This is a genomic window from Halobacillus massiliensis, assembly GCF_900166625.1.
In the GTDB taxonomy this organism is placed as follows: Bacteria; Bacillota; Bacilli; order Bacillales; family Halobacillaceae; genus Halobacillus_A; species Halobacillus_A massiliensis.
This window is the reverse complement of the sequence record NZ_LT800499.1, coordinates 3,768,379-3,787,479: the sequence shown is the minus strand read 5'-3', so window position 1 is coordinate 3,787,479 and position 19,101 is coordinate 3,768,379. Positions and strand designations below refer to the sequence as shown.

The following is a 19,101-nucleotide window of genomic DNA, read 5'->3' as shown; positions in this document are numbered from 1 at the left end:
AGGTATTTGGTAAGAATTGTTGAGCAGTAACGCTGGAATAATTAATAGTATCAAGGTTACGATGGGAATAGGAAGAAGTTATACCTTATGGGTTAAGGAGTTTACTCATGAAACAATTTGTAAGAATCATTTTAGTTATAATAGGAAGTATTTCGCTTGTTCTCGGAGTATTTGGAATCGTTTTGCCACTCGTGCCGACTACTCCCTTCTTGTTGTTAACGGCAGCATGTTATGTTCGTAGCTCTGATCGTCTATACAACTGGCTGATGACGAACAAATGGTTCGGCACGTACATTCAAAATTATAAATCAGGCAGAGGGATCCCTGTGAAAGCGAAAATCTCAATGCTCATTATGATCTGGTTTTCTTTTCTATTTTCTGCGTTTTATATCGCCCCGACCCTTTGGATGAAAATAGGGTTTGTTTTCGGAGGATGTTTTTTCACAATCGTCATTTATCTGACTAAAACGTATAGAGAAGAGGACGAGTCCTGAATGAACTTTTAAGGAAATCATCCTCTTCCTGGAGGAATGCTTTTTCTAAGTAAAATATTTTACTAGACACTGGTCATGACTATAAAACTTTTATTGTAAAATTTATGGAAAATAAAGAAAAAATAGTAAAATGGTGATATTATATCATTGTATCCTTTTATTTCCTCGAGGATATACGCTTTTTTGTAAGCGTTTTATCAATGACAGAAGAGGTTGATGAAAAGTGACAATGCATGTGAAAGAAACATCAATTTTCGATCATGCGGGGAACAAAATTATTACGGAAGACCGTGAAATAACGATTATTGCTAAGATGGAAGAGCCTAAGATTGCTATACTAGGAAATATAGTTACAGACGCTGAATGCGAAGAGCTTATTCGTCTTTCCAAAGACCGCTTGAACCGATCGAAAATAGGAGCACAGCATGAAGTGAATAACATTCGGACGAGCAGCAGCACCTTTTTGCCAGATGATGATATCACTGCAGCCAGGATCGAAAAGAGAATAGCCCAAATTATGAACGTACCCGTCGAACATGGGGAAGGACTTCATATTTTAAATTACAAACAAGGTCAGGAATATAAAGCACATTACGATTACTTTAAATCAAAAGTCAAAACAGTGAACAATCCGAGAATCAGCACGCTTGTTCTTTACTTAAATGATGTAGAAGAGGGAGGAGAAACCTACTTCCCAAAAATGAATTTATCGGTGTCCCCTCATAAAGGTATGGGTGTGTACTTTGAATATTTTTATTCAAATCCTGTGATCAATGAGCGTACCCTCCATGGTGGTTACCCTGTGACTGCTCGAGAGAAATGGGCAGCGACGATGTGGGTTCGAAGAAAGCAGTATCGGTAAGAAGAGCTTTAGCTTTTACTTCAAAACTACATTCTCAATCGATAAGAGATCAATTCCAAGCGTTTGGATTGATCTCTTTTTACTTTTCGTAAGTACAAGGTTCAAAATAACTGATTTTTCATTACTTTCAGAAATGCGATAGCCATATTATGATAAAATTAATAGTGCAAGGAGGGAAGTTATGAAAACCGAAATTTTATATGGAAAAGACGGTTTATCTGTTGATCTTCCAGACCATTCATTAATTATAGAACCGAAAAATTTACCGAAATTGAAAGATGAAAAGCAAGCTGTCCGAGAGGCTTTGAGGAAGCCAATCGGGCAAGATTCTTTGAAAAATCTTGTCGCCCCTACGGACATTGTCTCGATTGTAATCAGTGATATCACACGTCCTACTCCAAATCATATATTGGTCCCTTTATTGATTGAAGAATTGGACCATGTGCCTCTTGAGAATTTTGTCATTATTAACGGTACGGGAACTCACCGTGACCAAACAAGAGAAGAATTTATTGAGATGCTGGGCGAGTGGGTCGTCGACAATATCCGCATCGTAAACAATCGATGTCACGATAAGGAGCAGCTCGTTAATTTGGGGGAAAGTAAATTTGGATGTGATATCTATTTAAATAAAGATTATGTAGAATCCGACTTTCGTATTGTAACAGGGTTTATTGAACCGCATTTTTTTGCAGGGTTTTCCGGAGGGCCAAAAGGAATTATGCCTGGTATTGCGGGAATTGAAACGATTATGACCTTTCATAATGCCCGGATGATTGGTGATCCTTTATCGACCTGGGGCAATATGGTGAATAACCCGGTTCAAGATATGACCCGTGAAATCAATAGTTACTGTAAACCTGATTTTATGCTGAACGTTACCTTGAACCGGGAGAAAGACATTACAAAGGTGTTTGCTGGTGAATTATATGAAGCTCATGATATAGGCTGCGATTTTGCTAAAGAACATTCGATGTTTAAATGTGAAGAACGATTCGATGTTGTCATAGTCTCCAACTCTGGTTATCCTCTGGATCAAAACTTATATCAGGCCGTAAAAGGAATGAGTGCTGCCCACAAAATTGTTAAAAAAGGCGGATCCATTATTGTAGCTGCAGAATGTTCAGATGGACTCCCAGACCACGGAAACTATTCAAAGATTTTTGATATGGCCGAGTCGCCGCAGGAATTGCTGAACATGATCAATGACCCGGAATTTAAGATGTTTGATCAATGGCAAGTCCAGAAGCAAGCGGTTGTTCAAGTATGGGCCGATGTTCACATTTATTCTACTCTGACAAATGAACAAGTCAAAGGGGCTATGCTGCATCCTATAGATTCCATTGAACAAACGATCCTGGATTTGAAGGAAACGTACGGGGAAGATATGAGTATAGCTGTTCTCCCGTTAGGACCGCTAACGATCCCTTATGTGGAAGAATAATAACATAGTTATGTAGAGAACAAGTTTAGAGGCAGATTACATTGTAAAATGGGAGCATTCTTTGTAAGTCTTACAGTTGTTTGAATGTAAGGCTTTTTTTCATACAGTCTGCAGCAGAACGTCATACTTTAAAAGTACAATAGATTTAATCTAATTTTCTTCCTCTCACATCTCTTGCTTTCCAATTCATCCCATAGTAATCTTAAGGTCTATTGAAGGGAGTGGAGAGACCATGGTACGAGTGGTCATCTTAGCCGAAAAGCCCTCTCAGGCCAAGGCTTATGCAGAGGCATTTACGATTCAGGAAAAAGCAAAAACATATATACAGTTAAAGCCGGACGAAACATTTCCGGATGGTGCAACGATTACATGGGGAGTCGGTCACCTTGTTGAATTAAAAGAGCCTCATGATTATAAACCAGAATGGAAGCGGTGGAAGCTTGATCAGCTTCCGATCGTTCCTGACCGTTACCTTGAAAAAGTTTCTAAAGGAAAGTGGGACCAGTTTCAAGCGGTTAAGAAGCTGTTCCAACAGGCAGATGTAATTGTGAATGCGGCCGATGTGGATCGCGAAGGATCCAATATTTTCTACAGCATTCTCCGGTTAACCGGTGTAAAGGGCAAGCCTGTTCGACGATTGTGGATCAATTCCCTGGAGAAGGATGAAGTTCGGAAAGGTTTTAAAAATTTACAAACGAACGAGAAGGACTTACGACTATTTGAGGAAGCGAAAGCTCGTCAAATTAGTGACTGGCTTGTTGGGATTAATGCCAGTCGTCTGTTCACTTTGCTTTTGCAAAAAAAAGGTTATGCAAGCTACCTGTCGATAGGACGTGTACAGTCGCCTACCGTTTATTTAATCTACCAAAGGCATAAGGAAATCGAGAATTTTAAATCGGAGCCGTTTTACCAGATCGAAGGACTTTTTCAATCAAAGGATGGAGACTATAAAGGTCTTGCTGAAATAAAGGAAAAGGACAAGGCGAAGGTTCAGGCGCTTATGGATAAACACGGACTTAAAGAAAAGGAAGACTTAACAGGGATTGTTGAGAAGGTAGACAAAAAAACGAAGTATCAAAAAGCTCCGAAGCTGCATTCTCTCTCCACGCTGCAGAGTGTAGCGAACAGACGCTGGAAATATACTCCGTCTCAAGTTCTTAAAATTATGCAGAAACTCTATGAGAAGCGTTTAGTTTCTTACCCGAGAACGGACTGCAACTTTATTACAGAAAGTGAATTTTCCTATTTAGTAAAAAATTTAAATGCCTATCAGGATACGTTAAATGTATCCTTTTCTCCGGTTTCCTTAAAGCCAAATAAACGCTATGTGAATTCCAGTAAAGTTCAGGAGCACTATGCGATTATTCCAACGAAATCTGTGCCTTCACAAAAGAAACTGAATGGATTAACTCGTGAAGAACAAAATATTTACCGTGAAGTGCTGGCAACGACGCTGGCAATGTTTCACGGAGATTATGTATATGAAGAAACGACAATTTTTACACATGTCCACGACCTGCCATTTAAATCAACAGGCAGGAGAGAAGTGAAACGCGGCTGGAAGGAACTGTTTCCAAAGCCTAAGGCAAAACAGGAGAAGGAAGCAGACCTGCCGCATGTTCAAAAAGGCGAACAGGTAGGTGCACATGTTCATATAAAAGAGAGCATGACACAGCCGCCTAAACCATATACCGAAGGCCAGCTGATCAACATGATGAAAACATGTGGAAAGCTGATGGACGATGTGGAAGATGTAGAGATTTTAAAAGAAGTCGAAGGGCTCGGAACTGAAGCCACCCGTTCCAGTATTATTGAGACAATTAAGGCACAGAAATATATAGAAGTAAAAAAGAACAACGTTTATATCACTTCTAAAGGAATTATGCTTTGTGAAGCCATTGAAGGTACGCTGCTGTCAAGTCCATCTCTGACAGCAAAGTGGGAATCATATTTAAAGAAAATAGGCAGTGGTGAAGGATCACAGCAAGTGTTTCTTAAGCAGACGGGTCAGTTTATTGAAAAGCTCATTCAAGAGACTCCCGATTCGATTCAGCAGGTTCAAGTGAAGAGTACGGGAGAAAAGAAAAAGTGGAATGAGCCTGTCGCTAAATGCCCGGCCTGTTCAACGGGTTCAATTATCGACCGCTATAAATTTTACGCCTGTTCCAATTATAAAGAAGGATGTACAGTTACCTTTCCAAAAAGATTAGCTGGAAAGACATTAACAAGTAATATGATAAAAACGTTATGTGAGAAGAAACGAACGAAGGTCCTAAAAGGGTTTAAAGGAAAGAAATCATTTAGTACTGCATTAACACTGGATGAAGACTATAAAATTAAATTTGATTTTGACAAAAAGAAAGCTTAAATTCTCCTGCCTGTTCGCTGACGCAATTGATGTGGAAGCAAACAGGCAATTTTTGTGCCCTCCCCTCTATAAGCTAAAACGTGTTACGATACCTCTAGGAAAACTTAGGAGGAAGTTATAATGACGAGAAAGCTATACTACATAGATCCTTATCAGATGGAATTTGAGTCAAAGGTTATAAAGAGAGATCAGGATGAGCATGGTTTTTTTCTGGTGCTTGAGGAGACAGCCTTTTATCCATCGGGAGGCGGGCAGCCTCATGATAAAGGAATGTTGAATGGGGTAAAAGTAATCGATGTAGAAGAAGCTGACGGCGAGGTGCGCCATTATATAGAAGAAAGTCTTCCGGCCGAAACAGAAATCGTTCGGGGAATTGTAGATCAGAAGCGGCGTTTTGATCATATGCAGCAGCACAACGGCCAGCATATCATCTCAGCTGTTTTTCATGATCAGTTTGGAATTCCGACGACAAGCTTTCATTTAGGAAAAGAGACTTCGACGATCGACCTTGATACGGAACAGCTTTCTGCAGACGTTATGAAAGCAGCGGAGGAGAGGGTAAATGAGATTATCCTTGGCAACTCACCTGTTGAAACGAAATGGATGTCTGTTGAAGAAGCAGAGAAGTATCCCCTTCGCAAATCTCTCGCTGTAGATGGGAAAGTTCGTCTTGTCATTATTCCCCACATTGATTATAACGGTTGCGGCGGCACACACCCGCGCACTACAGGGGAAGTCAGGGCTGTTAAATTTCTAGGCTGGACGAGAAGCAAGAAGCAGGTACGCCTGGAGTTTATTTGCGGAACTCGAGTGTTACAAAAGCTTGAAGAGAAGCACGAGATACTGACAAATATGAAAAAAATTATTCCAAGACCAGAACCTCAACTTGTACAGGAGGTTGAAGAACTGGTGCAGGCTGGCAAAGCGAAAGATAAGCAAATTGCCGAGCTTGAAGAGCAGCTGATTCATTATGAAGCACAGGAGATCATTTCAGCGTCACAAGGGGACAAGGTTATTCACCGTGTTTTTAAAGATCGTTCCATGCAGTCCCTCCAGACTTTAGGAAAATCGATGGTTACAGAAATTGAAGATTCCTACATTATTCTGATCAGTGAACAAGATGAGCAGCTGCAGTTTGTACTAGCACATGGTGAAGAGATTGAACGGAATATGAATGAGGTTGCCAAACAGGTTTTACCTTTAATTGAAGGAAAAGGTGGAGGACGGCCGCATTTCGTTCAAGGAGGCGGCCGTAAGGTAATCGATGGGGAAGCATTTGCTGAACAAGTAAAAAGCCTGTTATAGTATGGCGAGATAAGGACAGTTTAGAATAATAAGTAAGAATTATGGAGGTTTTTAAATGGATAATAATGATATATTAATCAGATTAAGATATGCACTCGATATAAAAGATCAGGATATGGTGGAAATTTTTAAACTTGGCGGTGTAGATTTCACGAAAGAAGAAGTGTCCAAGGTGCTTACCCGATCAGATGATGAGGAAGCTATTGAAAATGATGCTCATATTAAATGTACAAATAGTACTTTGGAATCCTTTTTGAATGGATTAATTACGTTCAAAAGAGGCCCGCAGGAAACTAAGCCAGGCCAGCCTAATAAGCCGGATCGGTCAATTAAGAATTATTCCAGTGTAAACAATGTGATGCTGAAGAAAGTAAAAATTGCATTGCAGCTAACAAGTGAAGAAATTATCGATATATTAGATGCAGCAGACGTTAAGATTACAAAAGGGGAATTAAGTGCGCTTTTAAGAAAAGAAGGCCATAAAAACTATAAGGAATTCGGTGATCAGTACGCGAGAAATTTCTTAAAAGGACTAGCTATAAAGTATAGAGGCTGAACGTGAAAGTAAGACAAGCAGAGCTAAGAAGCTCTGCTTGTCTTTTTTAATTTCTGCTTGTGTGAACAGACATTTTTTCGATGGTTTTTAGTTTTTCTTCTATAAGAGAGTGATCAAGGTTGTCGCCAATAAACACTAAATTATTATCAAGTTTCAGGGGAGAGGGGGTGAGATTTGGCATTCCATATGCATATTGAAAAAGATAAGTTTCCTTTTGACCGTTCAGACGTATAAAACCCTTAATACGAAAAATTTGATCTGGCATGAATTGGAGGAATTCTTCGAGTAATTCATAATCTATAGGACAAGAAAATTTGTAAACATAAGTTTTTATATGCAGATGGTCTATCGTTTGTTCTCGATCATGATCTCTTGGTTGAATTCTTTCTATATTAAATAACGTATCCTGAGGTACCTCTGCAAATTTAGCTGGGATGATTCTTCCATTAGAATTTATGGATTCTAATTGCTCTATGATTTTTTCTTTATGTTTCTTTTTTAACTGGTCGGTTTTATTGAGTATTATATCCGCATGTTTAACTTGTTCAGTAATCAGCTTTCTTAAGGGGCCTCTCATTTTGTGGCGTGCTGTCCAGCTGTTAGGATCAACCATACTTATGATTGAGCCAATTTTAATCTTATTGGACAAATAGGGAGTTAAACAGGCATCTAACACTTCAACTGGATGTGCGACCCCTGTAGTTTCAATATAGATAACGTCTAAATCATATTGAAAAAGAATATCGGCAATTTGCGACTCTAATTTCCCAGAAAGCGTACAGCAAACACAACCATTTAATAATTCCTTTAACGGAGAGTGGTTGGGCAGTGAATGAGAATCAATGGATATTTCACCTGCTTCATTCATTATAACACCAACCTCTCGCTTTCTCTCTTTTTCCAATTTTAAGAGTTGTTGAAGTAAAGTTGTCTTGCCGGAACCTAAAAACCCTGACAATATATTTATTTCAGTATGTTTCATATAATATTTTCACTCCTTAGTTGTGCTATTTAACATACATTTCTCCTGTTAGAAATATAAAGTAATGATTACGATTAATGGCTCATAGTTTATCTTCCTATTAATAAAAAAGCAACTTTTACTTGTTTTTTAAAGCATTAAGTGTTAAATTAATTTCTAAACATCTTAAATAGTAATGGTTACTATTTAAGATTGGGTAATAACTAATGTTGCCTGCAGAAGGCGTTAAGAGAGAAAAAGGAAATATCAGTGATCAAAAAGACTTGAAGCTGGATATTGACAAACTCAGAGGTGAGATTATGAATATTTATTTAATAAATATACTAACGGAGAAGATAGTCGCTACTCTGCCTAAGGAGCAGCGAGAGATTTATAACTATGTTATCAAAATGGAAGATCAAATGGCGGAAGAATCAGTTACTAAAGAAGAGTTTATGGTTCGTCTCAAAAGCGAGTCTCCACATGAACGTGCAGCCAGACACTTTAATATGACTTTTTATGACCTTTTGCAAACAGTCGACCAAATTGACAGAGAGATTGCCAATCAGCTTGATACGAAGATCAAATCGGTCAGCTGGAAAGACTATACAGAATTAGCACGGATGCAAATGCGGGTTCCTTTTGATCAAAAAATATTCCTGTTAACATTCCCTCGATAGCTTTTAATCTATTGCATAATCTTTCTTTTGATAAGTGAACGCATATGAAGGAGGGTTTTCATGCTGGACGATTTATATCGTCAGGTTGTGTTAGATCACGCGAAATATAAACGTAACTACAGGGAACTATCTGAGCAGAGTAATATAAGCAAGGTTCATTATAAAAACCCTACCTGTGGTGATGTCATGACCTTGTATTTACGAACAGGACCCGCAGGTATTGAAGATCTATCTTTCAAAGGAGAAGGCTGCAGTATTAGTATGGCGTCCTGTTCGATGATGACAGATCTATTGAAAAACCAATCGATGGAGGAAGTATTTATTAAGAGAGATGCTTTTGAACGTTTAATAAGGGATGGTGAAATAGAGGAAGATATCGATTTAGGGGATGCTGCTGCACTGCAAGGTGTACACAAACTTAGAGCAAGACATAATTGTGCACTGATGCCTTGGCAAGCTTTAGACAAATGGTTAAAGGAGCAGGAAGATGAAAGAGAATGAGGCAAGAATTCCTGTAACAATCGTAACAGGTTATTTAGGAGCAGGGAAGACAACATTTCTTAACCATCTCCTTAAAAATTCTGATGAGAAAGTAGCTGTTATTGTCAATGAGTTTGGAGATATAGGGATTGATGATCAACTGCTTGAGAAAACGGAAGAAGAGATTATAGAAATTAATAGTGGCTGTATTTGCTGTAATGTGCGTAAAGACTTAATTGATACTCTATCTATGCTCGCTATTTCTAGAAAGGAAAGAATGATCGAGTTTGACCGTGTGGTTATAGAAACGACAGGGCTTGCCGACCCTGCTCCCGTAGTTCAAACATTCTTAATGGATAAGGAAATGATTGAAGACTTTGTCATAGACAGTGTGTGCGCTTTGATTGATGTCAAACATGTAACAAAACATTTAGATCAGAAAGATGAAGCACTAAGCCAAATTGCTTTTGCTGATATTCTTCTACTTAATAAAACAGATTTAGTCTCAAATGAACACTTGATACGGTTAATGAAACGGTTAGAAAAAATTAACCCTGTTGCTGCGAAGTATTTATGTGAAAACAGTCTGATTGAATTGGAAAAGGTGCTGGGGATTTATTCATTTGACCTGAAGGAAAAGGTCGAAGTTCCCTCCCGATTTTCACCCAATGACGATCAGAACCATTATCATGATGATGAAATCTCTTCTATATCCTTACAAGAAAATAGACCCCTCGATTTACGAAAGCTAAACCTATGGATTTCGTTTCTTGTTCAAATGCAAGGGGAGAGCCTGTACCGTTATAAAGGCGTGCTGAATGTAGAAGGAATAGATAAGCGTTTTGTTTTCCAAGGAGTACATATGCTTTTTGCCGGCGAAGAAAAGGGTTTATGGGGAAGCGATCCTCGGAAAAGTGAACTTGTATTTATCGGAAAAAACTTAAACAAAAAAAACCTAGAAGAACAATTCAGAAAATGCGTTTCAGAGTAAAAAAATTTTGTTGTTTTTAAATCGTAATTATTACTTTTAAAGTGAGGTGGGCTTGTATGGACAAACATTACGATGTACTTATTGTAGGAGCGGGTATTTCTGGTATAGGAGTAGGTGTCCTCTTGAAACAGATGGGCTGTAAAAGTTTTTGTCTTATTGATCGTGGGGAGATAGGAGAATCCTTTCGGAGCTGGCCGCAAGAAATGAGGTTTATCACCCCGTCTTTTCCATCACAAGGGTTTGGCCAGACAGACCTTAATGCGGCAGCTCCAAAGACCTCTCCTGGTTATACGCTGAATGAAGAGCATCCTACAGGAGAAGAGTATGCGGAGTATTTGGAGCTGCTTGCCGAACATTATGATCTGCCTGTAAAAACAGGAGTGGAAGTAAAGGGGATAAACAAGCGGAATCATCAATTTGAAATCAACACTTCAAGGGGTGGGCTTTCCAGTAAGTTCGTGGTTTGGGCAGCTGGCGAGTTCCAGTACCCGGATTTAGAGGTATTCCCAGGTGCAGAGTTGTGTATCCATAACAGCCACATTCATTCGTGGGAAGAATTGAAGGGGGATGACTACCTTGTTATAGGTGGTTATGAAAGCGGACTTGATGCTGCCTATCAGCTGAATGAAATTCAGAAAAGTTCTCGTGTTCTCGCTAAAACACCAACATGGAAGCTCGATAGCAGTGATCCTAGTGTTATTTTATCTCCTTATACGTTTCAACGAATGCAGGAAGCAGTGCCTGAAGGAAGAATCAAAATCTTTAAACACCAAACGGTTCAATCTGTAAGGAAGGAAGACCATGGTGGCTATTATGTGAATACAATAGAGGGTCGTTCATTTACCTCTAAGACCCCGCCTATATTGGCAACAGGTTTTAAAGGAAGTACTTCAATGGTTTCCCATCTTTTTGAATTTGGTGACCATGGAAAACCTTTAGTCAATGAGCATGATGAATCTACGAAATGCGAAGGATTGTTTCTATGCGGTCCAGAATTGCGGCATGATAGTCATGTATTCTGCTATATCTATAAGTTTCGTCAACGATTTCCTATACTTGCTAAGGCTGTTGGATCCAGGCTTCGTTTGAATTTGGATATTCTTGACCTTTATCGTAAGGAAAGTTTCTATCTGGAAGATCTTTCAGGATGTGGCGAGCGCTGTGATTGCTGAGGGAAGAATGGAAGGTGTAATAGCACTGGCAGGCCTCGAATCAGTAGGGAAGTCAGCCCTTTTTAGGCATTTAACGGGAAATCAGGCAGGGCTTGAAACAAATGTGAAAGGTTCCACTGTTGTTTTTACAAGGGGGAGATTAAAAAGGTATGGCGGAGTGCAAGTGGTAGATACACCCGGGATCCGATACGAAGATGACAGTAAGACTACTCAAATGACTATGGATGAAGCTGGAGATTTGCGTGAAATCATCTTAGTAGTTAAGGCTCCTCATTTGAAAGATGAACTCCTTCTACTTGATGAACAGCTGGATTTAAGGGGAAAGCAAGTTACGGTGGTAGCGACCCATAAAGATAAATATAACCCCGATGATCAGGAAAAAAGTTTTATAAAAGAGTTGTTAAATGTTCCAGTAGTATGGTGTAACAGCCGCTCTATGAGTCAGGACGAACAGGAAGAGTTATGGAAGGCTATTCAATTCTCGTCAAGTTGGGATCTCAACCATCACTTGCTGACTTTTCTTCCAACTGCTCAAAAAGAAAAACAGAAACACAGGCTTGAACAACTCCTATCCAAACGGTTGATAGGTCCGCTTCTGGCATTATCTATGGTTATCGGGATGTTTGCCTTACCAGTCTTTATTGCCTATTTGTTTTCAAGTTACTTTCAGCCGATTTCCGAAAATTGGCTGGTAGATCCTTTAACAAACAGCCTTATGAATGTCCCCCGGTTCTTCCAGGAGCTTTTGATAGGAGATTATGGAGCATTAACTTTAGGCTGGTATTCCTTCTTGTGGGCATTTCCTGTCGTTATTCTTATTGGTTTAAGCGTATCTATTACTGAGGAGACGGGTGTACAGGAACACATTACTCATGCCCTGACTCCCTGGCTGATAAAAATTGGACTAACAGGAAGAGATTTAACTCCTGTTTTAACGGGGTTTGGGTGTAATGTTGTCGCGGTGATGCAAAGCAGAAGCTGCAGCAGCTGTACGAGAGGGGCCTGCATTTCTATGATCTCTTTCGGTTCTGCATGCAGCTACCAGATTGGAGCTTCTTTATCATTATTTGGATCAGCTGGAGTGCCGATGTTATTTCTTCCTTACATTTTTATGCTGCTTATTGTAGGAGCAGTCCACACGAGGATGTGGGAGAGAAAGTCTATCCCTCATTCTGCGGTATCCTCCCTGCCTTATTTGCAGCCCATTACATGGCAAGGCACTATATTTCGTCTTAAGGGAATTCTTAAACAGTTTATCGTCCAGGCTATGCCGATTTTCATCATCATCTGTCTGGCTGCTTCGACCCTCGACTATTTAAACTTGATGAATGGATTGGCTGCACTTATTGCTCCTTTATTAACCGGGTTTTCGCTGCCGCCGGATGTGGCGCCTGGAATCATCTTCTCCATATTTAGGAAAGACGGATTAATGGTGCTGAATGAAGGGCAGGGTTCCCTTCTTCATACCCTGGAAATATGGCAGGTGTTCATCACGGTATACTTAGCTTCCACTTTGTCCGCTTGTTTAGTGACGTTATTCTCCATTTACAAGGAAATGGGAGGAGGACATGCGTTGAGGCTGATGGGAAGGCAGATGATGACTTCATTAATGAGCACATGGCTGCTGGCCATAATCTTATTTACTTTATTTAATTAAAAATGGAGGGATTTAATATGAGTGAAAAAATTCCTGTTACGGTTTTAAGTGGATATTTAGGATCGGGAAAAACAACACTGCTTAATCATATCTTAAACAATTGTGATGGGATGAGAATCGCAGTCATCGTGAATGATATGAGTGAAATTAACATTGATGCAGAATTAGTAGAGAAAGGGGGGCATTTATCAAGAACAGAAGAGAATTTAGTGGAAATGTCTAATGGATGTATCTGCTGTACGTTAAGAGAGGATCTACTCCTTGAAGTTGAAAAGGTTGCAAAGGCCGGGGACATTGATTATATCGTCATTGAATCTACAGGTATCAGCGAGCCTGTGCCAGTTGCCCAGACCTTTTCTTATATAGATGAAGAAATGGGCATTGATCTTACCCAGTTCTGTCGTCTCGATACTATGGTTACCGTTGTGGATGCCTACCGCTTTTGGCATGATTATGAGTCTGGGGATCGTCTCCTTGACCGAAAGCAGTCTCTTGGAGAAGATGATGAACGAAATCTAGCAGATTTACTAATAGACCAGATCGAATTTTGTAATGTTCTCCTGCTCAATAAATGTGACATGGTGACAGAAGAACAGTTAAAGGCACTGACTAATGTGATACAAACCCTGCAGCCCGAAGCAGAAATCATTCGTACAACATTTAGTGAAATTGATCTAGAAAAAATATTAAACACCCATCATTTTAATTTTGAAACAGCAAGTCAATCGGCTGGCTGGCTTAAAGAGCTGATGTCAGGACCGGAGGAACATACTCCTGAAACCGAGGAATATGGAATTCACTCGTTTGTGTATCAAAGAAGACTTCCTTTTCACTCGCAGCGGTTTTATAACTGGATCAGCCGAATGCCTGCATCAATTGTACGGGCAAAAGGGATTGCCTGGTGTGCTACAAGAAATCAACTGGCTCTCTTATTATCCCAGGCCGGTCCGTCTGTCTCAATTGAACCTGTTTCCTATTGGGTAGCTTCACTCTCTAAAGAACAAAAAGACCGTACGATCAAACAAAATCCTGAGATATTAAACGATTGGGACGTGGAATTTGGCGATCGCAAAACAAATCTAGTATTCATAGGAGTAGACCTGGAGAAAGAAGCGATCATTAAAGAATTGGATCAATGTTTACTGACTCCAAGGGAAATGGACCAGGAATGGGCGGACATGCAAGATCCATTTACATGGGAAGTTTCTACACAATAGGAAAGAAGCAGGTGGAAGAAATGATTCTATCAAGTCAAACTATTCGCCACTATTTGGAAAAGGAAGAATTGATAGTTACCCCATTGGAACACTCCCATATTCAGCCAGCTTCTGTAGACTTAACACTTGGAAGCCATTTTGTGACTTTAGAGGAGCATAGTACAGGCAGACTATCAATGAGAGAAAGTGCTTCCTATCGCGACATTTATATCGGAGAACAGGAATCTATTATAATTCCACCCCATTCTTTTATGCTTGCGACAACGAAAGAGTGGATCAAACTTCCAAATTATTTAACGGCGTTTGTTGAAGGAAGAAGTTCAATTGGAAGAATGGGGCTCTTTGTTCAGAATGCGGGATGGGTTGACCCGGGATTTGAAGGCCGTATAACTCTTGAGCTTTTCAATGCAAATCGTTCTCCGATTGAACTGATAGAAGGGTGGAGAATCTGTCAATTGGTTATGGCAGAAATGGATCAGCCAACCACAGCCTATAGTGGCAAATATGCAGGACAATCGAGTACTACACCAAGTGCTGTTTATAAAGATGTGGAGAGTCACTTGTGCAAATAGTAAATATAATATGATGGAAGAAAGGTGAGAAACATGGCGAAAAAATCAAAGATTGCTAAAGAAAAGAAACGACAGGAAATGGTAGCGAAATATGCTGAACAGAGGAGAGAGCTTAAAGCAAAAGGAGATTATGAAGCCCTGCGAAAACTGCCGAGGGATTCCTCTCCGACACGGCTCACGGGAAGGTGTCAAGTGACAGGAAGACCGCGTGGTTATATGAGAAAGTTTAAAATGTCTCGTATTGCCTTTAGAGAATATGCTCATAAAGGGCAGATTCCAGGAGTGAAGAAGGCAAGCTGGTAAAAGAAAAAATTGCTATGTCTATTTAGGAAACCGCACCATATAAATCTATCATTTTTAGTTAAGGGTGAAATACTGTGGATTTACAAACTGTCATTAATACCCTGAAAGAAAAAGGATAAAAACATACAAAGCAAAGGGAACGAATGCTGGAGATTTTCATGGATCAGCATCACTATAACCCAGTAAAGGATATTATAAATAAAATACAGGAATATTTTCCAAGCGTAAGCTATGAAACAGTTTATAGGAATCTATATCTACTTACAGATGAAGAATTATTAGAAACTACAGAGCTTAATAGAGAAAAGCATTTTCGGCTTGCAGCAGGACCTGATCATCAGCATTACTTTATTTGTAAGATTTGCCGGGCAGCCAAAGTCATCGAGCTATGTCCAATGGAGCTTGTGAAAAACACCCTTAAAGGTTATTACGTTGAAAATCACAAATTTGAAGTATATGGGATCTGTCCTCAATGTCCCTAAGTCTATACGACAAGTGTAATGATTACTATTTACAAAACGTAATGATTACGATAAAATATTCATGGGATAAAAGGAGGAGAGCAATTGTTTAAGAAATTAACAGGAGTACTTAGTTTATTTATTGTCATTTTCACATTGGCTGCCTGCAGCGGGGAAGAGACAGGCGGGAATGGAAGCGAAGAAGCATCTCAGGATTCTAAAGTAGAGTTAAAGGTATTTACCACGGTTTACCCCCTTCAATTCTTTACTGAACAAATCGCAGGAGATGCTGCTTCCGTAGAGTCTATTCTGCCGCCGGGGACAGATCCTCATACTTATGAACCTACTACAAAAGAGATGATCGAATTCGCTGAATCGGATGCTTTTATTTACAATGGTGCTGGATTAGAGCCTTATGCGGACAATATCTCTGAATCTATTGAATCAGAAGATGTTAAAATTCTTGAAGCAACGAAGGGAATTGATTTGGAAGAGCATGCTCACAGCGATGAAGATGAACATGACGACAGTCATGGGGAAGAAGAGAGTCACGAAGATGAACATGCTCACGACGAAGAAAGTCATGAGGAGGAACATGATGGACATAATCACGGTGATCAGGACCCGCACGTGTGGCTTGATCCTGTTCGTTCCATTGAAATGGCAGAGAATATAAAAGATACGTTAGTTGAATTAAATCCGGAGCAGGAAGAAACGTTTAATGAAAACTTTGAAAATCTGAAAGAAAAACTTGAAAATCTAGATAAAGAGTTTCAGACAGAGATTGAAAGCTTACCAGGAAATAAAATTATCGTTTCTCACGCGGCCTATGGCTATTGGGAGAAAAACTATGGAATTGAGCAGATCTCTGTCTCAGGATTAAGCCCTGAAAACGAGCCTTCTCAAAAAGAAGTGCAGAATATTGTAGAAACTGCTGAAGACCACGGGTTAAATTATGTGCTGTTCGAACAGAACATTACACCGAGAGTAGCAGATGTTGTTCGAAAGGAAATTGATGCTGAGACTTTACGTATCCACAATTTATCAGTTTTAACAGAAGAAGATCTTGAAAATAAAGATGATTACTTTACACTCATGCAGAGAAACTTAGAAGTCCTATCTACCGCTCTATCAGAGCCTTCATCAGCCTCAGAAGAATCTAACGAAGATCATGACCACGATCACAGCCATGCTCATGATGAAGAAGCACAAAAGATTTATGATGGGTATTTTGAAGACAGTCAAGTGAAGGATCGAGAGCTTTCCGATTGGGAAGGAGACTGGCAGTCCGTATATCCACATCACGAGGACGGTACTCTTGATGAAGTTTATGAACATAAAGCCGAGCAAGAAGGAGACAAAACAGCTGAAGAGTACAAGGAATATTATGAAACAGGATACCAGACAGATGTTGATCGTATTGCCATAGATGGAGAAACTGTCACTTTCTATGAAAATGGAGAAGAGCGATCTGGGGAGTATGTCTCAGATGGTTATGAAATTCTTACGTACGATGCCGGTAATCGTGGGGTAAGATACATTTTTGAATTAAAAGAAGAAACAGAAGGACTTCCGAAATACATTCAATTTAGTGATCATAGTATCTACCCGACGAAAGCTGATCACTACCACCTGTATTGGGGTGATGACCGAGAAGCTTTACTAGATGAAGTTAACCACTGGCCGACTTATTATCCATCAAATATGGATGGTCATGATATTGCCCATGAAATGATGGCACACTAGTTCCTAAAAAGCAGAAGCCCGTTCATTGGGGCTTCTGCTTTTTTCCATTAAAAGGACCAAAAGGGGGAATAAGTGAGAGTGTGTTTATTTGAAAATTGGAACAGAAGGATAATCTTTTGACTGAAAATACCCATAGACCCTCAGGGATCTCCGACTGTATGCTTAAACAATGAGTGGTTTACTCTTATTCTTTAATGATAGTTAATTTAGGCTATGGAGGTGTAAAGTTATGAAGAAGATTTTCTTTTCAATGGTTTTATTCAGTTTTTTAATTATTCCTGGTGTAGCTGAAGCGGAGGAACTGGACCCTGCAGCTGAACTTGCTCTGGAAATGGTCGGTGATAATGAACAAGGTTATATTACTTCTGAACTTGTTCAGTATATTTATGAGGAGACGAAATCAATCTCTCTTCCCAGAGGTGCAGCCGACCAGTGGGTAAAGGGAAATAGTGTAGATGAGCTTCAGCCGGGTGATATCGTATTTTTTAAAGGAACGTATTTAATGTCCGGGATATACATAAATGATGGACGTTTTGTTATCGTGACGAGTAATGGAATATCTGAGAGAAACCTGGAAACCAGTGAGTATTGGTCGAACGCTTATCAAGGGGCTAAACGTTATACAGAAAATGGGTCACCGCCTTCTTTAGATGATGAAATTGTAGCACAGGCCAAAGAGCTTATTGGGAGTTCTTACAAACGAAATGGTTCCAATCCAGAAGAGGGGTTTAATACCGGCGGTTTTATTTATTATGTGTTTAAAGAGGTTACCGGAAGCTGGAGGTCGAAGCATCCTTCTTCCCAATATGAGTCTGGTATGAAGGTAGCCCGGGAAGATTTGGAACCTGGAGACCTCGTCTTTTTTGAAAACAATGAGAAGGAATTAATTTCAGGCATTTATTCAGGCAATGATGAGGTTATTATTTCCACACCATCCGGGGTACAGGAAAGAAGCTTAAATTATCACAGTTATTATGCGGAACGCTATGTGGGTGCTTCACGTTTTACGGATGAGATTCTAGAAAAATCGAAGCCGGAGATGTACGAAGACCATGATCACCCTGCTGTAAAAGAAGCTATGAATTATTTAGGGACGCCTTATTTAATGACCGGAAGTACGCTGGAGGCTTTTGATTGTTCTTTTCTTATTCAAACGATATTCCGTGAATCTATGGATGTCTATCTCCCAAGGATTACTTATAAACAATGGAAAGTAGGCAAGGACCTGGATGTTGAAGAATATGAACTCGGCAATGAAGATCTCCAGCCGGGAGATGTGCTGTTTTTCTCCGGGACATGGCAGGAAGGAATTTCCCACTCGGCCATCTATCTGGGTGATGATTATATCGCCCATGCAACAGGTGAAGAGGGACAGACTACAATCTCTTATATGAGTGAGTACTGGCGTGACCATTATACCGGTGCTAAAAGCTTCGATGATACGGCCATTCAATATGAGAATGAAGCGGTATATGAAGCTCATCAGCTAACTGGAACAAAATACACTCAAGGAGGCGTGTCGCCTGAAGAAGGCTTTGATACCGGCGGTTTTGTTCAATATGTATATAAGCAAGCACTACAGTACGAATTACCGAGGTATGGCAGTCAGCAATGGAAAGAAGGAACAGAGGTCTCCAGAAAATCTGCAGAGCCTGGCGATATCTTTTTCTTTCAAGGCTCCAGTATTATTCCGGCGATTTATGCAGGGAACAATCAGATTATAGTAACGACGAATTCTCAAGGAGTAACAGTTATTGATTTAACGACAAGTGATTATTGGCCTTCCCGTTATATAGGGGCAAGAACGCATGATACGGAAAGTGAATAAAGAG

The 19,101-nt window shown here is 39.8% G+C and carries 17 protein-coding genes and 1 pseudogene; 17 read left to right on the top strand and 1 reads right to left on the bottom strand.

Annotated features, from left to right (window positions below):
- Positions 1 to 107 precede the first annotated feature (107 nt).
- The 6 genes from B7E06_RS18715 (at position 108) to B7E06_RS18690 (ending at position 7,029) form a co-directional block, all read left to right on the top strand.
- Positions 108 to 494, top strand: a complete 387-nt coding sequence (locus B7E06_RS18715; RefSeq protein ID WP_082235439.1) for a YbaN family protein — start codon at positions 108 to 110, stop codon at positions 492 to 494.
- Between the two features lie 229 nt (positions 495 to 723).
- Complete coding sequence (locus B7E06_RS18710) at positions 724 to 1,356, top strand: 2OG-Fe(II) oxygenase (RefSeq protein WP_082236066.1); 633 nt, start codon at positions 724 to 726, stop codon at positions 1,354 to 1,356.
- Positions 1,357 to 1,537: 181 nt separating this feature from the next.
- On the top strand, positions 1,538 to 2,800 hold the full coding sequence (gene larA, locus B7E06_RS18705; RefSeq protein WP_082235438.1) for a nickel-dependent lactate racemase: 1,263 nt from the start codon (positions 1,538 to 1,540) through the stop codon (positions 2,798 to 2,800).
- A gap of 232 nt (positions 2,801 to 3,032) precedes the next feature.
- Complete coding sequence (locus B7E06_RS18700; RefSeq protein ID WP_082235437.1) at positions 3,033 to 5,168, top strand: type IA DNA topoisomerase; 2,136 nt, start codon at positions 3,033 to 3,035, stop codon at positions 5,166 to 5,168.
- Positions 5,169 to 5,288: 120 nt separating this feature from the next.
- The gene (locus B7E06_RS18695; RefSeq protein WP_179134092.1) at positions 5,289 to 6,473 is read left to right on the top strand and encodes an alanyl-tRNA editing protein; all 1,185 of its coding nucleotides are present in this window, start codon (positions 5,289 to 5,291) and stop codon (positions 6,471 to 6,473) included.
- 55 nt (positions 6,474 to 6,528) lie between these two features.
- On the top strand, positions 6,529 to 7,029 hold the full coding sequence (locus tag B7E06_RS18690) for a YehS family protein (RefSeq protein WP_082235435.1): 501 nt from the start codon (positions 6,529 to 6,531) through the stop codon (positions 7,027 to 7,029).
- 46 nt (positions 7,030 to 7,075) lie between these two features.
- Here B7E06_RS18690 and B7E06_RS18685 read toward each other — a convergent pair whose 3' ends face one another.
- Positions 7,076 to 8,011: a CobW family GTP-binding protein gene (locus B7E06_RS18685; protein ID WP_082235434.1), complete on the bottom strand. Its 936-nt coding sequence runs from the start codon at positions 8,009 to 8,011 to the stop codon at positions 7,076 to 7,078.
- A 206-nt stretch (positions 8,012 to 8,217) separates the two neighbouring features.
- Between B7E06_RS18685 and B7E06_RS18680 the strand changes: the two genes are divergently transcribed.
- The 11 genes and pseudogenes from B7E06_RS18680 to B7E06_RS18630 all read left to right on the top strand — a co-directional run bounded on the left by B7E06_RS18680 (position 8,218) and on the right by B7E06_RS18630 (position 19,097).
- On the top strand, positions 8,218 to 8,670 hold the full coding sequence (locus B7E06_RS18680; protein ID WP_082235433.1) for a hypothetical protein: 453 nt from the start codon (positions 8,218 to 8,220) through the stop codon (positions 8,668 to 8,670).
- 60 nt (positions 8,671 to 8,730) lie between these two features.
- The gene (sufU, locus tag B7E06_RS18675) at positions 8,731 to 9,171 is read left to right on the top strand and encodes a Fe-S cluster assembly sulfur transfer protein SufU (protein ID WP_082235432.1); all 441 of its coding nucleotides are present in this window, start codon (positions 8,731 to 8,733) and stop codon (positions 9,169 to 9,171) included.
- Positions 9,158 to 10,141: a CobW family GTP-binding protein gene (locus B7E06_RS18670; protein ID WP_082235431.1), complete on the top strand. Its 984-nt coding sequence runs from the start codon at positions 9,158 to 9,160 to the stop codon at positions 10,139 to 10,141. The genes sufU and B7E06_RS18670 overlap by 14 nt, the downstream gene beginning before the upstream one ends.
- Before the next feature lie 56 nt (positions 10,142 to 10,197).
- Positions 10,198 to 11,313, top strand: coding sequence for an NAD(P)/FAD-dependent oxidoreductase (locus B7E06_RS18665; protein ID WP_082235430.1), 1,116 nt, complete (start codon positions 10,198 to 10,200; stop codon positions 11,311 to 11,313).
- Positions 11,303 to 12,970, top strand: a complete 1,668-nt coding sequence (locus B7E06_RS18660; RefSeq protein ID WP_082235429.1) for a nucleoside recognition domain-containing protein — start codon at positions 11,303 to 11,305, stop codon at positions 12,968 to 12,970. Before B7E06_RS18665 ends, B7E06_RS18660 begins: the two co-directional genes overlap by 11 nt.
- Positions 12,971 to 12,987: 17 nt before the next feature.
- The gene (locus B7E06_RS18655) at positions 12,988 to 14,187 is read left to right on the top strand and encodes a GTP-binding protein (RefSeq protein ID WP_082235428.1); all 1,200 of its coding nucleotides are present in this window, start codon (positions 12,988 to 12,990) and stop codon (positions 14,185 to 14,187) included.
- Between the two features lie 20 nt (positions 14,188 to 14,207).
- Positions 14,208 to 14,759 (top strand): dCTP deaminase, encoded by a 552-nt coding sequence (gene dcd / locus B7E06_RS18650; RefSeq protein WP_082236065.1) that lies wholly within the window; start codon positions 14,208 to 14,210, stop codon positions 14,757 to 14,759.
- 33 nt (positions 14,760 to 14,792) lie between these two features.
- Complete coding sequence (gene rpsN / locus B7E06_RS18645) at positions 14,793 to 15,062, top strand: 30S ribosomal protein S14 (protein WP_082235427.1); 270 nt, start codon at positions 14,793 to 14,795, stop codon at positions 15,060 to 15,062.
- Positions 15,063 to 15,193: 131 nt separating this feature from the next.
- Positions 15,194 to 15,544 (top strand): annotated as a pseudogene (locus B7E06_RS18640) (Fur family transcriptional regulator); the annotation flags it as partial.
- Between the two features lie 84 nt (positions 15,545 to 15,628).
- A complete protein-coding gene (locus B7E06_RS18635; RefSeq protein WP_082235426.1) occupies positions 15,629 to 17,269 on the top strand; it encodes a metal ABC transporter solute-binding protein, Zn/Mn family in 1,641 nt (546 codons plus the stop codon).
- 229 nt (positions 17,270 to 17,498) lie between these two features.
- Positions 17,499 to 19,097, top strand: coding sequence for a C40 family peptidase (locus B7E06_RS18630; protein ID WP_082235425.1), 1,599 nt, complete (start codon positions 17,499 to 17,501; stop codon positions 19,095 to 19,097).
- The last annotated feature ends 4 nt before the right edge of the window (positions 19,098 to 19,101 follow it).

Bases quoted from the DNA above. Each gene is read 5' to 3' on its own strand.
- B7E06_RS18715 (WP_082235439.1), top strand. From the start codon at position 108: ATGAAACAATTTGTAAGAATCATTTTAGTTATAATAGGAAGTATTTCG.
- B7E06_RS18710 (WP_082236066.1), top strand. From the start codon at position 724: ATGCATGTGAAAGAAACATCAATTTTCGATCATGCGGGGAACAAAATT.
- larA (WP_082235438.1), top strand. From the start codon at position 1,538: ATGAAAACCGAAATTTTATATGGAAAAGACGGTTTATCTGTTGATCTT.
- B7E06_RS18700 (WP_082235437.1), top strand. From the start codon at position 3,033: ATGGTACGAGTGGTCATCTTAGCCGAAAAGCCCTCTCAGGCCAAGGCT.
- B7E06_RS18695 (WP_179134092.1), top strand. From the start codon at position 5,289: ATGACGAGAAAGCTATACTACATAGATCCTTATCAGATGGAATTTGAG.
- B7E06_RS18690 (WP_082235435.1), top strand. From the start codon at position 6,529: ATGGATAATAATGATATATTAATCAGATTAAGATATGCACTCGATATA.
- B7E06_RS18685 (WP_082235434.1), bottom strand. From the start codon at position 8,011: ATGAAACATACTGAAATAAATATATTGTCAGGGTTTTTAGGTTCCGGC.
- B7E06_RS18680 (WP_082235433.1), top strand. From the start codon at position 8,218: ATGTTGCCTGCAGAAGGCGTTAAGAGAGAAAAAGGAAATATCAGTGAT.
- sufU (WP_082235432.1), top strand. From the start codon at position 8,731: ATGCTGGACGATTTATATCGTCAGGTTGTGTTAGATCACGCGAAATAT.
- B7E06_RS18670 (WP_082235431.1), top strand. From the start codon at position 9,158: ATGAAAGAGAATGAGGCAAGAATTCCTGTAACAATCGTAACAGGTTAT.
- B7E06_RS18665 (WP_082235430.1), top strand. From the start codon at position 10,198: ATGGACAAACATTACGATGTACTTATTGTAGGAGCGGGTATTTCTGGT.
- B7E06_RS18655 (WP_082235428.1), top strand. From the start codon at position 12,988: ATGAGTGAAAAAATTCCTGTTACGGTTTTAAGTGGATATTTAGGATCG.
- dcd (WP_082236065.1), top strand. From the start codon at position 14,208: ATGATTCTATCAAGTCAAACTATTCGCCACTATTTGGAAAAGGAAGAA.
- rpsN (WP_082235427.1), top strand. From the start codon at position 14,793: ATGGCGAAAAAATCAAAGATTGCTAAAGAAAAGAAACGACAGGAAATG.
- B7E06_RS18630 (WP_082235425.1), top strand. From the start codon at position 17,499: ATGAAGAAGATTTTCTTTTCAATGGTTTTATTCAGTTTTTTAATTATT.